Origin of the sequence: Paenibacillus sp. FSL R10-2788 (genome assembly GCF_038003885.1) — a bacterium.
Lineage (GTDB): Bacteria > Bacillota > Bacilli > Paenibacillales > Paenibacillaceae > Paenibacillus_AQ > Paenibacillus_AQ odorifer.
Genome location: NZ_JBBOQA010000001.1, coordinates 3961748 through 3977685, shown reverse-complemented (window position 1 = coordinate 3977685; position 15938 = coordinate 3961748). Strand labels below are relative to the sequence as shown.

Below are 15938 nucleotides of genomic sequence, written 5' to 3'. Positions count from 1 at the left end.
AACTCACAGGTTGCCCTACGTCTGTTACGGATATAAAGAAAGGTTAGTGAATTTACCAGCTACTCCGGCGTTCAGGCAAAGGGTCCTGATCTTGAATCATTCGATGGACGAGCAATTCAACCATCGAATGGCGAATATCACTATAATCGGGATCTTCAAAACGATTGGAGTTTTCATGAGGATCCTCTTTCAAATCATACAATTCGCCGTAGGTCTCACCTGCGAAAATCACCAGCTTATAACGTGTTGTACGCAAACACTTAGCGTTAATGCCGCGGTCATGAGCAATATAAGCGGTCAGGGCAGAATTGCGCACATGGGACTCTCTTCCAGCCAGCACCTCCATCTGTGACACACCTTGAATTCCGTAGGGAGTTTTGAGACCTGCGGCTGCAAGCAGTGTGGGGACAATATCAACATGTTCCATCAAAGCAGGGACCCGTTGCCCGGAAGCAATCCCAGGACCGCGTACGATCATCGGGATTCGTGTTAACCCTTCATAAAACCATGGCCCCTTGTAAATTAGTCCATGGTCACCGAGCAGTTCTCCATGATCGCTGGTAAAGAGGATGACTACATCATCGTACATTTCTTTTTGACGCCAAGCTTTTATAATACGTCCGATCTGCGCATCAATGAAGGTAATCATCGCATAATAATTTCGGGTGAGCCGTTTCATATGCGCTTCATCAAGAGAATGCTCCTCACCGCCACCAGGCCAATATCCTCCCTGACTCTGACGCAGCAGATGTGGAGGACGAAGATGCACGTCATCTGCTTCTCTGGCTGGAGATGGAATGTCAGTGTCAGCGTACATATCCGCGTAAGCTTTTGGAGGGTCAAAGGGGTGATGTGGATCGACGAAACTGGTCCATAAAAATAGCGGTTGCTCGGTTTTGTGGGCGAGGATAGCATCGATACTCCGTTCAGCAATCCAATAAGTCTGATGCAGCTCCGGAGGGAGTTCGCTCTCCCACACATCGTTTTGAGCATTAGAAGCTCTGTAATGGTCCTTGCTGAAACGCTCTGCCACTTCAGGGTTACGCTGTCTAAGCCACTCCATATATTCCCCGATACAATTATCTTCCGTAATATGATGTTCATCAAATCCGTAGTACGTTCCATCGGAAGCTCTTCCGCGGTCACGATAAGCAGGCTCTTCATATTCTTGTGAAAAGTTCCCCTTCATCTGAGGGCGGAAATGCATCTTTCCTATACCGATGGTTTCATAATCCGCTTTCTTTAAATGATCGCATAAGGTAAGTTCGTCTTCTCTGAGTGTGGTACCGATGTTCCAGGCACCATGAACATGCGGATACCTGCCTGTAAAAATGGAAGAACGTGAAGGCGTGCAAACGGGACTAGCGCAGTAAGCGCCAGTGAAGAGTGTGCCTTCCGAAGCAAGCTGGTCAAGTTCAGGTGTCAGTACGGAAGCGTTTTCGATACCTAGTGCGTCCGCGCGCATTTGATCTGTGGTAATTAACCAAATATGAGTTCTTTTTGACATCCGTAATAACCCCCTATGAATATAGTGTATAGCATCACAAAAGCCCCTAGCAACCAATGAATTCTCCATATATTTCATTAGAATCGTCCATATGGGTTGATATTTTTATTACCTATAATTAAATAGTCTATCTCAATGTTGGAGGAGAAATTATATGCGGAAGTTATCCATATCAGGGGATCATTTTATATTGGACGAACAACCCATCCGGTTGCTTTCTGGTGCGCTTCATTATTTCCGGATCGTTCCGGAATATTGGCAGGATCGTTTGCTGAAGCTGAAGGCTTGTGGATTGAATACTGTTGAAACCTATATTCCTTGGAATTTACACGAACCAGAGGAGGGGAACTTCAACTTTGCTGGATTTGCTGACATCGAGGCTTTCGTTAGACTTGCCGGAGAGCTTGGTTTGCACGTGATTTTGCGGCCAAGTCCTTATATTTGTGCGGAATGGGAATTCGGTGGATTGCCAGCTTGGTTACTTGCGGACAATAACATACAACTGCGTTGTAATGATAACGTCTATTTATCTAAGTTGGATGCCTATTTCGATGAGTTGCTTCCACGTCTGCGGCCCTTGTTAAGCACTAACGGTGGGCCTGTGCTTGCCCTTCAAGTAGAGAACGAATATGGAAGCTTTGGTAGTGATAAGACTTACCTGAATGATCTAAAAGCAGGAATAATCGCCCGCGGCATGGACGTTTTGCTGTTTACTTCAGATGGAGCTGAAGATCATATGCTCCAAGGCGGTATGATTGACGGAGTGTTCGCCACTGTAAATTTTGGTTCACGGGCAAAGGAAGCCTTTGCTAAACTACGTGAATATCAGCCTACGGGACCGTTGATGTGTATGGAATTCTGGAATGGATGGTTTGACCACTGGATGAAACCGCATAATACACGCCCCGAATCTGAAGTAGCGGAGACTTTGGATGAAATGCTGGCTTTAGGAGCCTCTGTTAACTTCTATATGTTCCATGGGGGGACGAATTTTGGATTTATGAATGGGGCAAATCTTTTTGACAAATATGAGCCCATCGTAACCAGCTACGATTATGATACGCTGCTGGACGAATCCGGTAAGCCAACTGCAAAATTCTATGCAGCACGAAAAATAATTGAGAAATACGTAACGTTACCGCCACTGGAATTACCGCCGTTATTAAAGTCACAAGCTTATGGTAAAGTGTTGATGACAGAAGCAGCACCACTGTTCACTCAGTTAGACGTTTTGTCTACCCCAGAACATAGAGCATGTCCCGAGCCAATGGAGAAACTGGGTCAGAATCATGGGTTCATCTTATATTCGACGAGGATCAGTGGACCCCGCAGCAGTATGGAGCTCGTCCTTCAAGAAGTACGTGATCGTGCGCTTGTATTCGCGAATGGGGCCTTTGTCGGTACAGTTGAACGCTGGGATCCGCGAGGAATTCCATTAGAGGTTCCAACGGAGGGACTGCAGATCGACATCCTTGTGGAGAATATGGGGCGTGTAAATTATGGCCCGCTGCTTTGTGATCCAAAAGGCATAACCTGTGGCGTTAGACTCGGCTATCAATTCCTGCATGATTGGACCATTCATTCTTTGCCTTTAACCAATCTTAAGGGATTATCATTCACACCGATAGATTGCGAGCAACGTCAGCAGCCTACTTTTTACCGGGGGAGCTTTCAAGTCAGTAAGTCTGAGGATACTTTTTTGCGGCTGGACGGATGGAGTAAAGGTCAGGTTTTCATAAACGGCTTTAATTTAGGGCGCTACTGGGAGCAGGGTCCAACTAAAACACTATACTTACCAGCGCCGCTTCTGCGTCAAGGTGATAACGAGCTTATCTTATTCGAACTACATGGCGTAATGGAGCCAGTGGTTACTTTTGTAGATACACCGGAGCTCACATGATATTTAACGGTTGAGTAAGTATCATGATTCTATAGTACGGGTCTGATGATTTTTAATATATAATCAAAACAGCCCAACAATTTATAGGAACTGAAAATGCACGATTAGGGTGGGTTAGAGGAGGATTTTAAATGAGCTATGATTTGATGGCATTTGAGACGTCTAAAGCACCGCAAGAGAGAGCAACGTTTATGGAGTGGTATGAGCAGCAAGTGCAGTGGTCGGAAGACCATGCCTATAACGATCCATCGGTTTTATCGGAGGCGCTGCAACGCTTTTATAGTGAGTTGTCTGAGCAATTTCCTAATATGAATGTAGAGGACGAGATTTTTGAGGCGATGGAGGAAGCCGGAACGGATAACCGGTTAACTGACTACTCGCTTGGCTCATCCGTCATCTATGCGGCTTTTGCGTATTCCGTAGCTGACGAAGCTTATACGGCGATGCGGGAGTTGGCTATAAAACATAAAGTTGGATTTTTTGATGTAAGCAGCAACGAAGGTGATATTATTTTTCCTTGAAGCAATATGATTTAGAGTGTAGACAACTGGTTGCTCTCCTAGTTGTGAATGAAGGGGCAACCAGCATGTTTTTTATCTTCTTTACTCTACTACAGACGGAATAATACACTCCTTAATCAGAGGCCAGCGGTCACGAGGCTGAAGTGTGAATTCTGAGGCGATGGTTACGACAAGATCCTTTTCTGGAATGCAGCAAATGACATTACCACCATCACCTAACGCTGAGTAGGTGTAAACCCCGTCTTCTTCGCGTAGCCACCACAAGTAACCGTAATGATTAGGGTTCATCGCTGTTGATTCCTCAATCCATGTCTCCGAAATGATCTGATTTTGCTCCCATTGTCCACGGTTCAAATATAATAAACCAAAACGCGCCATATCGCGTGGAGACAACGTAAGTCCCCATCCTCCTGTGGTGATACGATTTGGGTCTTCCACCCACCCCTTCACATTTACCCCAAACAAATCATCGAACCCAAATGAGCTCATCTCATAATCCGGGATTTCATTCATTCCGATAGGTTTAAATAAACGTTCGTTGGCGAACTCACGGGCACTTTGTCCAGTGCTGCGCGTGATGATGGCAGAAAGCAGATGTGCTCCAGCGGTAGAATATTTGAAATCCCCAATTGTTCCTTGTTGGCCTAGCATATCCAGCGTATATTTTACCCAGTCAGGCTGCATACACATTTGCTCCAGCGGTTCGTGCCAATCTGCAAAAGCATAAGGTGCGGTCATCGTAAGGAGATGGTGCAAGGTGATTTCTTGTTTTTGCGGATCTTGAGCAGCGTTTGGAACATAGTCCGGGAAAAACTCCAGTACCTTTTGATCTGCATTGTTAATAAAGCCAGCATCTATGGCAATGCCTATGAGCGCGGATATGATACTTTTTGTTACAGAGGCCACATGATGTGTGTCATTCGGGCCAGCGCCATTATAATATTTTTCATAAGCGATAGTTCCACTTCTTATCACAACAATCCCGTTGATATTGCTATACTCGGATTTGATCCTTGATTCTAGTTCTGAAAGCAAATCAGCATCCATTCCCAAGTTTGCGGGGGCTGAGATTTGCCAATCTGAAGTTGGATAATTGTTTTTGAGCATGAAAGTAACTCCTTTATGAATTTTTTTTCTTTACTGGAAAATAGACCTCGGTAACCAGATCCTCAGGCACAGCGGCTTGTATCGGGTCCGTTACATATATTTCATAGGGCGAATTCACCATTTCATAACCTTCATTTTCTATCCATTCTCTCAGCTTTGCATAGACCGAGGTCAATTCTGAATAGGCGCCTTTAAGAACAGATCTCGCACAAAGAGCATCAGGCAAATCTCTTGTACCTTTTACAACCTCTTTTATGGGGAGAGCAAACTCTGTATCATTTCCGGCTGGATTATATTCACGGCTGTGATAAATTGTTATTGGCGTACCGAGCAAAGTGAGTTTTTCAGTGGCGATTTTTTCATAAAGCCCGCTAAAATAATGTCCATAACCTAGCGCATAGTCATCACTGCTCAACATCTGACGCGTAAAAAGAATATTCATAGGCTGAGTTTCAACAAGCTCTACTTTTATCTCATTCAGGTAGGACATCATGGGGATACCTTTCTCCAAATTTAATACATCAATATTGATTTGTTTTAAGGTGTATTCATAAGAACTTATTTTCTCCTGTATTTCTTTTTTCTTCAGATTAAGGGCTGAGTAGAGCTTCTCTTCTGAATGATCCTGTTCCCATTGCAAAATGTCTCTGATTTCTTCCAGCGAGAAATAATAAGCTTTTAGACGATTGATAAAAAGCATTTTTTTAAGTTGTTTGATGGAGTAATACCTATAACCGTTCTCAGGGTTAATCTCATCGGGATGAATTAATCCGATCTCATCATAATATCGAAGCGTCTTCGTAGAAACTTCGCATATCTTCGAGAATTCTCCAATCGACAGCAAAAAGTCATCTCCTTTTTTCGTTTGAATTAAGCTTCCAAGCTAAAACATCGATGTTTGGTTCTAGATCTACTTAACACCTTACCCTAAGGTCAAAGTCAACAGCAAAATAGTGAACCGATTCCAAGGTTACGACAATATATAGGTAAATGGCCATTCAGAAAGGAGTAGCCAACGGGGCTACCCTTATTTATTAGAGTGTATCATTTTAGCTAAAGCCTTCAAATATTTCCCATAAAACTTCTAGAACATGTTAAGATTTTCACAAGAAAAGATTATAGGAATGGAGAGGAGAACATTTTGTCTAGAAAAAAATACGTATCTTTATTCGTTTTGTTTATCGTCCTGTTATCGGGTTGCGAAAAAAACAATGCCGATATATCCAATAATACAGATGTAGATGTAACTGATGATCAAGAATATAACTTGCTGATTACGAATAACAGTCCGTTATTTTTAAAAAGTGTAGTTGTTACCGTTGATGAAGGAAATGACGTTCAAATTAACTCTTTGATCGACAGTAATATTAAGCATGGTGGGGTAGCAAAGTTCCCCATAGATAATGGAAAGCATTTATTTAAGGTTACACTCAATCCGAAAGATAATTACTCGGTCAGTAAAGAATTTAAGGAAGAATTTAAAGCAGGAGAGATTGTTGAATATCAGATCCTAATAGAACAAAACGAAGTATCTATTCAAAAGATTAAGGATATTAAATAGCAGACTCAATTATAGCAATGAAAAAGCAGGTGGACTAGCCACCTGCTTTACCGATCACCACACTTTAATATAATTTTTGCCCTTATTCAAAAGTGTAAGAGGTCCTAAAGTGCTTTTATTCTCTTTCTTGTTATCCAGAAAATCTGTATCCAGAATTATATTGCTGCCATCCGGATTCTCAAACTCGGCATCCACGATGCGCACCCGCGGCAAAGTCTCAGTTGAATGTACCTCACCTAAGAAGTTAACGAAGCTTTCAGGCAGATCAATAGAAAGGAATCCTTCATCTCCTTGATCTACAATAAAGAAGTCTGGACCAAAGCTTTCCTCAACCAGCTTTACATTCTCTCTTTCGAAAGGCTCAGCACCGTTTAAATAAGCGTTGTTATTAATGAACATAGGCTGTTCAGCGAGTTCAAACTCCTCAAGATCACCGTGTAACTTATGGACATTCTCGATATACTCCGCCAAAGAGGTGGTGTAGTTATTGAAATGTGACGTTCCCACGCCTGTCCATCCGTCTTTTCCAACAATGATATTGTTGTAGAACCGATCGTCCCCACCATAAATAAGTGAGAAACCGGCAATTTTTGTACTATGCGGAAGATGATATTGCGTGGACCGGTTTAGTACCTTTCGATGAACCATCCTGCCGCCGATCAGATTGTTGATATAGGCTCCACCTTGGGCTACATTCTCCAAAGCATGTTTAGCTGTCAAGATATTATGGTCAACAATGTAAGGGCCATGGCTTACTTCTATAAACAAATCCCGGTGATTTTGATAGAACAGATTTTTACTGATTCTTGTCCCTTGGGTCTGCCAATCCAGCCATAAACCTAAAGTACAATCGTGAATCCGGTTATGGTGGATGTGAGTATCGATCGGTGCGTGAAGCTTGATCCCGGCAATTTCGTGGCCCCAGAATTCCCGTTTTATCGCAATGTTGTAAATATGGTTATGATGAATTTCGCTGAAAATACAACCTAAGTGGCCGACGATGGCATTTTGGCCGCAATCATAAATGGTATTATGGCGGATAAGATGTGAACCGATCGATTCTTTGCTCCAGCCCTGACGCTCAGCAGTAAAGACGGATTCAAGCTGATATTGATATCCGGGTTTGTCTTTTCGAATGGTACGGTAATTATGGCCTGTGGAAGCTTCTTTGCCGATACTGATAGCGCTGCATTTGGCATCGTGAATGATATTATTTTCAATAATCCAGCCTTTGCTCCAGTTAGTGCCCAGCAGTCCGGGCTGGTCTGCCGTTGGAGGTGCCCAAGGTGTTGCCGCATGCGCCATTTCAAAACCTTTTACAGTAATATAATCAATCCCGGTTTCTTCAGGGTAGAAACAAGATCTGCGTACATTGATTTCTACCAGTTCTTTGTTCGGGTTGGCACCTTGGAAATTAGCGTAAATCGTGGTGTGGTCAGGGCTTACTTTGGCAAACCAAACATAGGTCGTCTGTTTTGGATTTTGGACCGGAACCATCTCATGTGTCCAGAGATCCTTGAACTCCAGCTTTTCGACGGGAGCTGCCAGTTGATCATACTGACTGACCTCATAAAAAGACATGCCATTTAGATATACATCGCCTAAGTGTCTTGTCTCCTCTATAGTGACGAGCCAATCGCCAGACACTTCCTCAACATACGGATTAAAGCTGCCAAAAAACGTGTTCGGCAAGATCACTTTCCAAATATGATTCTCAACCTGCTGCCAATCTTGTATATGTTCAGAGCCTTTTATGACAACCTGCTCGTCTTCAGCGGCTTGATAAATAATTCTTCTTTGTTCGCTTAATCCTTTGTATCTCGGTTTTACCCATTCGCGATATATCCCTTCATGAACGATAACCTTATCCCCAGCCACAGCTGCTGAAGCCGCTTTATTGATGGTTAAAAAAGGATCATGTTGAGTACCTTGACCTTGATCTGAACCAGTTTTTGATACGTGATATTCCATTGTCCTATAACCTCCGCTTAGTTGACTTTATCCAATATTATAGGAAATAACGTTGTTAGTTCTATACTTTATATAGTACACTTTAAGACAAAATTAGTGTTTTCGTGAAGGAGAATCTACTTGTGGCCCTTTTTTGAAAAACATGGTGTCGGCGAAAAAGATTACTTTAAACTCATTCCCTTGAAAAACTATCATTTTCCACTTCATTTTCATCGGGCATTTGAGATTATTTATGTCAACGACGGGCAGTTATCTATCACCATTGATGGGAAAAGCTATCAGGTGCAGAAAAATGATCTGGTTTTTATTTTTCCTAATCAGATGCATGAATTTGAGACGATTGATTTTTCGGAGATTATGGTGATCCTTTTTTCCACAGAATTGATAGGTGATTTTCACATGAATTATAAAAGCTTTATTCCAACTGACAATGTCCTCCATGCTGTGAATGAACCTGATTGTTCAAAGCTGGATTCGATTTATAGCCAGAAAAGTTTCCTGTATGGTGTATGCGCGGGGTTGATCTGTCAGACATCATTTGCTCCGGTCAAACAGTCCCCGCAAACAAAGGTGCTCTATAAAATCCTGCTTTTTGTAGAACAAAATTATTCTGCCGATTGCACATTAAAAGCTGTAGCAAAACATCTGCAATATGATTACCCGTATTTATCAAAGCTGTTTGTCCAGCTGATGAAAATACCCTTCACAGATTACTTGAATCACTATCGGATCTCACACGCATGTTATATATTAAAAAACTCGAATGTGACTATTGGTGAAGTCGCCAACCTTTGCGGCTATAGCAACTTACGGTCATTTCATCGGAATTTTCAGAAAATCACCCATCAATCGCCGAAAGGGTATCGGGTTTCCAATCCGCCTGATAAGAAAATGAACTAGAAGACTTTAAGACGGTAGGGAAGAGGATAAAAAGAACTCCAAAACCACGAGTATAGTGGTCTTGGAGTTCTTCTTTTTTTATTGTTGCATCATAATTCTGTAAATCAGCATGGCTGCTTCGGCACGTGTGGAATGGGCAGTTGGTGTAAGCTGCTGCTGAGAGTCTCCTTTAATGAGACCTGCTGATACCAGCGCCGCAATATCATTTGCCGCATAATTAGAAATTTGATTATGGTCAGTGTAGCCGTCTAATGCAGAGGAAGAGGTCGTATTCGATTTCCATACCTCTGCAGCCTTCAATGCCCTAGCTGCCATAACAAACATCTCTTGTCTGGAGATGGAATCATGAGGGTGGTAAAGACCGTCGGTTTGGCCCGTAACGACCCCTAATTTCTGAGCAGTCATAAGTCCCTCATAAAAATAATCGTTAGGTGACACATCAGCAAAGCTATTTCCTTCTGCTGCGGATAGACCTATAGCTCTAACTAATAAAAGTGCGAAATCTGCACGTGTAATAGTCTGTTCGGGTCTAAACTCTGTTTCCGTTACACCATTAATGACACCTTTTGATGTTAGTACTTCTACAATAAACTTCGCCCAATGAGAATCTGTTATATCCCTGAACGTTTTGTGATTGTAAACGGCGGCGTATTGTCCAGATGAATTTGTTGTTGAGAAAATAGCTTGCTTCTTATCTGAATCATAATTCCCGCCTAATACCGGTTGGATGACTCCGTACTCATTGACGTTCCACACTACAATAAAGGTGTTGCTCAATGGAGGTACAGCTTCTAGATAAGGAAGCCCAATTTGTATGGCTGAATTTAAGCTCTCTAATTGAACTGTTGTACCATCCAAAAGTAGCTCGTAATCAATAAGCAAACGTTCACCCAATCGCTTCTTTAAACTTCCTGTTGTATCGACAGATTTGAGGAGCAAAGTAACTGTCTTCACATTGTCCAGTGTCTTCGCCGGGAATAGATTATCCGGAAGTACAAAGGTAGCTAGTGTTGTATTGATCTCAAGCTGCAATGTGGAAGTTCCAACAAGAAATGCAGCGGCAGGGAGAGTGACTTCAAATGAGCCAACATTTGAGAATTGTTCCTCTACGAGCTGAATTCTTAGGATTTTGTGGCCTGCGGAATTAGGTTTGGCTAAATTGATAATCTTTTGTAAGGAAGATTCAGTCAATATTGCGCTAGCTTTTTCTCCATTCATAGTAGTAGGTATCTCAATCCTTACGCTACCGTCCAAATGGAGTATAGTAGTGGCCGAATCTCCAACCGATGATCCGGAACTGCCTGAGCTCACGGCAGCCGTCGGACTCGGAGAAGCCGTTGGACTCGGTGAGGCAGTCGGACTCGGAGAAGCCGTCGGACTCGGTGAGGCAGTCGGACTTGGAGAAGCCGTCGGGCTCGGAGAAGCGGTCGGGCTCGGAGAAGCGGTCGGACTTGGAGAAGCCGTCGGACTTGGTTCCGGTCCATCAAAAGGAATGAACTTCAAGAAATCGCCCCAGATTATATTCCCGTCAGCATCCCGAGAGTAATTGACTACAGGATTTAAGCTGACAAAGTTAGAATCGGTCAGTTCTAAACCTGATTTATTCGCCGATCGCGTACCGTCAAACATGAAATTATTGTCCGCAGCTAAAGAAGCTGGATATTGGTCTATTGCAATGTTGGCAGTTCGGTAAGATAAGAAACCGTCAATCGTAAAGTCAGCAGTAATGTGATCATAAGTGGTGAAGCTTATATTACCACGCATATTGTTAAATCCGATGTTGTTGATGGCGATCACACCTGGATTACTATTGCTTGTAAAACCATAAGCGCCATTACCAAAGGCGATTGAATCGCGAATGGTATGTGTGACATGAATGCCTTCGCCACCAAGCTTGAAGCCATTTTTATCACCGGCACCTACGGTTCCGTCTGTTAAGAACCCATTGTTGAAGGCGGCGCTGTGCTCAATCAGCACTGAACCTATCGCTCCTGAGCCTGCTTTCGTATATAAGTCCCAGCCATCGTCGATATTGTTATGCGCCAGACAACCTCTAAAAATATTACCAACACCCGCAGTCAATTTTGCCGCAAAGCCATCGGCATTATTGTCGGATGGATCACGGTTGTCGAAAGAGGTACTGTTGAGAATTAAGTTGTAGGAAGCCCATTCACTGATTTCTATCGCGGTACCATCTGTTCGGCTGATTTGTAAACCAGTGTCACCATTCGCATAGAAACGGCTATTTTCAACGATGTTATAATTGCCTCCCACTGTAAAGCCCTTGGTATTCCCAGCTGAGCGAGTGAAATCAAGTCCCTTCACATGCCAATAGTTTCCGCTCAAGAGAACGCCTTCTGTTTTTTTGTCAAAATCAAAGATAGGTCTTGCTCCTGGTGCTGCTTCTATATACTTTTTGGCGGAGGCTTTACCAACATTGTACTTTTTAATCTCAAGTGGTGATTTCCGCACATAACGACCCTCAAGCACAATAATATGCTGACCTGGTTTAACGAAATCAATCGCAGTATCGATATCAAGTGGGAGATTGATCGTTCCATCTCCGGAGCTTGATCCGGTGGGCGATACGTAGATCTCATCATCTTCGTTATAACTTTTTAGGGTGACGGTAAAGTTGCTGATAATCTTCTCATAAGAGGTCAAATACTGAGTATCATCTGGTAAAAAAGTAATGCTAAAGTTCGTATCTCCTTGATCAAGAAGTCTCGTGGGAATAGAAAGACGTTTACCAGCTATTGCCTCGATATCCTGAGCGATGATCGTAGAACCTTGCTTCAACGTCACCGTTCCGTTGACATTAGAGCGCACAATCATTTGGTAAGCTGGATCTGAGGTTTTACTTAGTGAAAGTATATTTAAGCTAGGTGTGACGGGAGTCGCAGGTGGTTCTATTTTAGGAGAATCTGTAGCTGCTGAAGTGACTGTTAATTGAATATTGCTTACATTAATTGTGGCTAAACGAGCGGCATAGAATCCGACGTACATTTTTGAATCCTGTACGCTAAGAATGTCTGGTGTGAAATGAATAGCTTGCTGGCCATTATTGAGCTGTCCTGTAAAACCACTATTCGTCTTTGCTAACGTTAAATGGTAAGGTGCTGCAGGAACAGTATTGGCAGGTGCCGGACGTTCTTTTTGAAGCATGATGGTTTGAATCCCTTTACTGCCAGTCCCATCCGTTTTTTCAACTCCAGTGCGGACAAAAAGCTGTGTGCCCAGATCGCTTTTCGTCCCACCGCTATAACCACCGAGGGCAGCTATATTGGATGCAAAGACGCTAGAATTTCCTTGTGTGCCGATGACGTCACGTGCCATAATGCCAAAAGATTCTTGCCCGTCATATGGATTTTTTGCAAAAGCCAACACTTGGACATCCGCAGACAGCACGAAATTATCTTCCGAAGCATCTAGCTCGGTGTAATAGAAGGTAATGCCGTCATGATCTTCGGTGACTTTACCGCCGCCTTCCAAAGCGATCAGCTGGGCGGATCCATCCTCGTTGACAATCGTCTGATTGTTAGCAGCTGAAGTGGACTGACCGAATTGAATGCTTTTCCAAATGGGATCCATCTTTTCTTTTACTGTAACGGAATACGTAATGGGCTTAATAGAAGAATCGGTAGGGAGTATACCAATTTCATACAATCCAGCTGCCTGATTGTCGAACTTGGAAGTGTCGAGCGTATAGCTGTTTAGCTTCTCTCTATCTGAATTATCATACACTTTGGATACGAGCAGATTTTTGCTGTCAAAGTTGTCGTTAATAAAAAAGGTAGTTTTAGGATAGCTGGTGACTTCGATGCCTACTAGTTTTTTAACGTTGACCTTAACTTGAAAAGAGGTTATTAAGCCTTTATGCGCAATTGTGATTTTTTTATCGCCAGAGTCGTGGTGTCGAGAGGAGAGACTTTGTATTCATTGTTCAACAGCCGAATCTGTGTACCATCACTGTAATGAGCATAAACCACAAGTCCTTCTAGTTTGAGGGAGTCACCGATATAGTAGAGTGTTTGTTTAGGTTCATTTCGAATTTCTAAAGCGGATAACGTCGCTGCTTTTACTTCCACATTAAAGGTCGTTGTGATTGCCGGCGCCTCTGTTGAAGTAACGGATACCGCTGTGGAGCCTGATTGCGTAAATAGATACGGTAATAAATCGCTGACCGGTTGTCCGTTAATGGAGAGGGAATAAAGATCACTGGTCAGTTCTTTGGTCAAGAAGCCGTCATTATAATTGGCAACAAGAACAAGACCTTCTGGATCGAACGTATCCCCTGGATAATATACGGTTTTAGCTGGATAATACTTCACTGATAATGAGGTCATAGATAATGGAACGATTTGCAAAGGAATGCTCACGAAAGCACCGTTGTAGTTAATGGTTATGATATTTTCTCCAACCTTGCTGCTATCAAAGCCTGTAACAATATAATCCGTAGAAGACAAAACGGCCTCACTCTCATCAGAAAAAATAGCCTTAACGACTAATCCAGTCAAATCAAGGGATTCACCAACCAGATAAGTGGTTTTCGTCATTGCGCTGGTATCAGCGGTTAAGCTGGTTACGATTTTGGATTCAAGCTGGATGTCTATGTCACTGAAAGTAACAGTTGCATCTCTAGCTACATAGATTCCGGCAAAAAGAGTATCTGTGAACGTATCGTCCAGTGTTATGATTTCGGTCTGATCACCCACACTTAATCGATAAGTATCTCCTGATTTTTTAATACTTAGCGAATATACAGCTCCTGCGGACGGGGCTTGGATATCGCTAAAAGGATTTAACTTCACTTGGGTGTCTTTTTTATAAAAACCTTTCATTACCTGATCCAAAGCACCCACCGCCGCATAGTTAGAAGTGGTTGTGCTTGTATCTCCGTTCGTCCTAATACTGTCGCGGAGCATAAGACCGAAGGATTTCTGGTTAGGTGTGCTGACAGTGCTATTGCTATTAAAAGCAATCACTGAAGCGGTCGCTTTCAGTTCAAAGTTCGCATCCACAGGAATCTCTTTCGAATAAAAAGATATTCCCTCATCGCTGCTGGAGATTTTGCCACCGTAGGTCGTCATCGTTACAGAGGTTGGACTTTCAATTATAGGTTCGGGGTTCTTAGCTGGACTAGTATTGCCTCCAAAGGTGCTGAAGCCCCAAGGTCCTAGCTCGATTTGACCTTCTTGACTGAATTGAATATTACGGAACGTAACCGTAGTATTTCTAGCGGTGTAAAGGCCCGCATATTGAATGGAGCCGTCAAAGCTTTCGATCGTTTTGGTTTCATTGCCGATGCGGACAATATACAGATTTCCGGTCTTTTTGATGCTTAATTCGTAATTCTCTCCTTGGGCAGGGCGATTAACGTTATCAAACACGTACCCAAGTTTCTGTAGGCTTGTATTTTGCAATTTGTGAAACGCTTTCATTTCTTGATCCAAAGCACCCACGCCGACGTAATCTCCAGAGTAGGCTCCGAATTGGTTATCCCACACATTGCCGCGCAGCATTATTCCGAAGGAAACTTGGTTATTGGCTGTCCAAGCATCCACGTGAGCCGTTGCCTTCAACTCAAAATTAACACTTGGATCAACCTCTTTAAAGTAATAAGCGATACCTTCCGTGCTGCCCGATACTTTGCCTCTATCGTTCGAGCTTCGCAGTGTAGCTGATCCATCCGTGTTCTCCGTAATGCCAAAGTTGGCTGCAGTAATCTTGTCTTGCCCCCCAACATCACCAAATACGCTGCCTTGCCATTCACTTTGAATGTTAATCATTCCTTCATAAGGATCAGGTGCTTCCTCTGCAAACATCGATAACGGAAAAGAGGAACACAAAAGCAGGAAGGTTACGAGCATGGCTAACAAACGTTGTTGTTTTCTCAATGATTAAAACCTCTCCTTATATGATCGATTTTGACCAAAGCTAAGCTTGATCATCCGAAATTATACGTTATCACTAAAGCGTACAGCTATAATCAATACGCCATATAACGCTGTTTATGCAGTAGGAGAGGGAGAATCTGAGTTAATGACACCCGGTTTATGCCTTTGCTTCTGCTACTTATGTGGAGTTTTCGGAGCTTGGTGTTGGTGGTTAGCACGCTGGCGTGGTGTTTACGGGCGCCGAAACTGCCGATAAGTACGTTCGCAGTGGAAGTCCGTGACCTTTTGAGCCTAAATTACTTCCGCGGTTGTCGTTACGGACCGTAATGCAGCTATTTCGCATAATTCGCTCATTTTCCCTGAGTTTCGGACTGCATAGCTCTTAATGAGCTGAAAAAGTGTATCTGAAGGGTGCTTTTGAGTAAATAGCTGCAACTGAGTCCGATAGCGTGGTGAAATCGAAGATAATTGGCAAATAGGGGCTATACGGTCCGAACGTAGGGAGTTGAGTGGTTACAGACTTAGGTATTCTACAAAATGCTTAGTTTGTGGAAAAATCAAAGCCAAAATACGG

General features: G+C 43.0%; 10 protein-coding genes. 4 read left to right on the top strand and 6 right to left on the bottom strand.

Annotated features, from left to right (window positions below):
* Positions 1-52: 52 nt before the first annotated feature.
* Positions 53-1507 carry a sulfatase family protein gene (locus NSQ50_RS17590; RefSeq protein ID WP_076098970.1) on the bottom strand — a complete coding sequence of 485 codons (1455 nt, stop codon included), beginning with the start codon at positions 1505-1507 and terminating at the stop codon, positions 53-55.
* A gap of 154 nt (positions 1508-1661) precedes the next feature.
* Between NSQ50_RS17590 and NSQ50_RS17585 the strand changes: the two genes are divergently transcribed.
* Positions 1662-3407, top strand: a complete 1746-nt coding sequence (locus NSQ50_RS17585) for a glycoside hydrolase family 35 protein (protein ID WP_076225206.1) — start codon at positions 1662-1664, stop codon at positions 3405-3407.
* Between the two features lie 131 nt (positions 3408-3538).
* Positions 3539-3928: a hypothetical protein gene (locus tag NSQ50_RS17580; protein ID WP_076225205.1), complete on the top strand. Its 390-nt coding sequence runs from the start codon at positions 3539-3541 to the stop codon at positions 3926-3928.
* An 81-nt stretch (positions 3929-4009) separates the two neighbouring features.
* Here the strand turns inward: NSQ50_RS17580 and NSQ50_RS17575 are convergent, their stop codons facing one another.
* Both NSQ50_RS17575 and NSQ50_RS17570 read right to left on the bottom strand, forming a co-directional pair.
* The gene (locus NSQ50_RS17575) at positions 4010-5035 is read right to left on the bottom strand and encodes a serine hydrolase domain-containing protein (RefSeq protein WP_038571710.1); all 1026 of its coding nucleotides are present in this window, start codon (positions 5033-5035) and stop codon (positions 4010-4012) included.
* Positions 5036-5048: 13 nt separating this feature from the next.
* Entirely contained in the window at positions 5049-5879 is an 831-nt protein-coding gene (locus tag NSQ50_RS17570; RefSeq protein ID WP_076225204.1) for a MerR family transcriptional regulator, read from the bottom strand.
* A gap of 297 nt (positions 5880-6176) precedes the next feature.
* On the opposite strand from NSQ50_RS17570, the gene NSQ50_RS17565 reads away from it, so the two are divergent.
* Positions 6177-6596: a hypothetical protein gene (locus NSQ50_RS17565; RefSeq protein WP_036688177.1), complete on the top strand. Its 420-nt coding sequence runs from the start codon at positions 6177-6179 to the stop codon at positions 6594-6596.
* A gap of 54 nt (positions 6597-6650) precedes the next feature.
* Here the strand turns inward: NSQ50_RS17565 and NSQ50_RS17560 are convergent, their stop codons facing one another.
* The gene (locus NSQ50_RS17560; protein ID WP_076225203.1) at positions 6651-8567 is read right to left on the bottom strand and encodes a right-handed parallel beta-helix repeat-containing protein; all 1917 of its coding nucleotides are present in this window, start codon (positions 8565-8567) and stop codon (positions 6651-6653) included.
* Positions 8568-8687: 120 nt separating this feature from the next.
* On the opposite strand from NSQ50_RS17560, the gene NSQ50_RS17555 reads away from it, so the two are divergent.
* Positions 8688-9467, top strand: coding sequence for an AraC family transcriptional regulator (locus NSQ50_RS17555; protein ID WP_038571704.1), 780 nt, complete (start codon positions 8688-8690; stop codon positions 9465-9467).
* Positions 9468-9545: 78 nt separating this feature from the next.
* Here NSQ50_RS17555 and NSQ50_RS17550 read toward each other — a convergent pair whose 3' ends face one another.
* Both NSQ50_RS17550 and NSQ50_RS17545 read right to left on the bottom strand, forming a co-directional pair.
* Entirely contained in the window at positions 9546-13211 is a 3666-nt protein-coding gene (locus NSQ50_RS17550; protein WP_076225202.1) for an S-layer homology domain-containing protein, read from the bottom strand.
* Between the two features lie 122 nt (positions 13212-13333).
* Entirely contained in the window at positions 13334-15364 is a 2031-nt protein-coding gene (locus NSQ50_RS17545; protein ID WP_076225201.1) for a bacterial Ig-like domain-containing protein, read from the bottom strand.
* Positions 15365-15938: the final 574 nt, after the last annotated feature.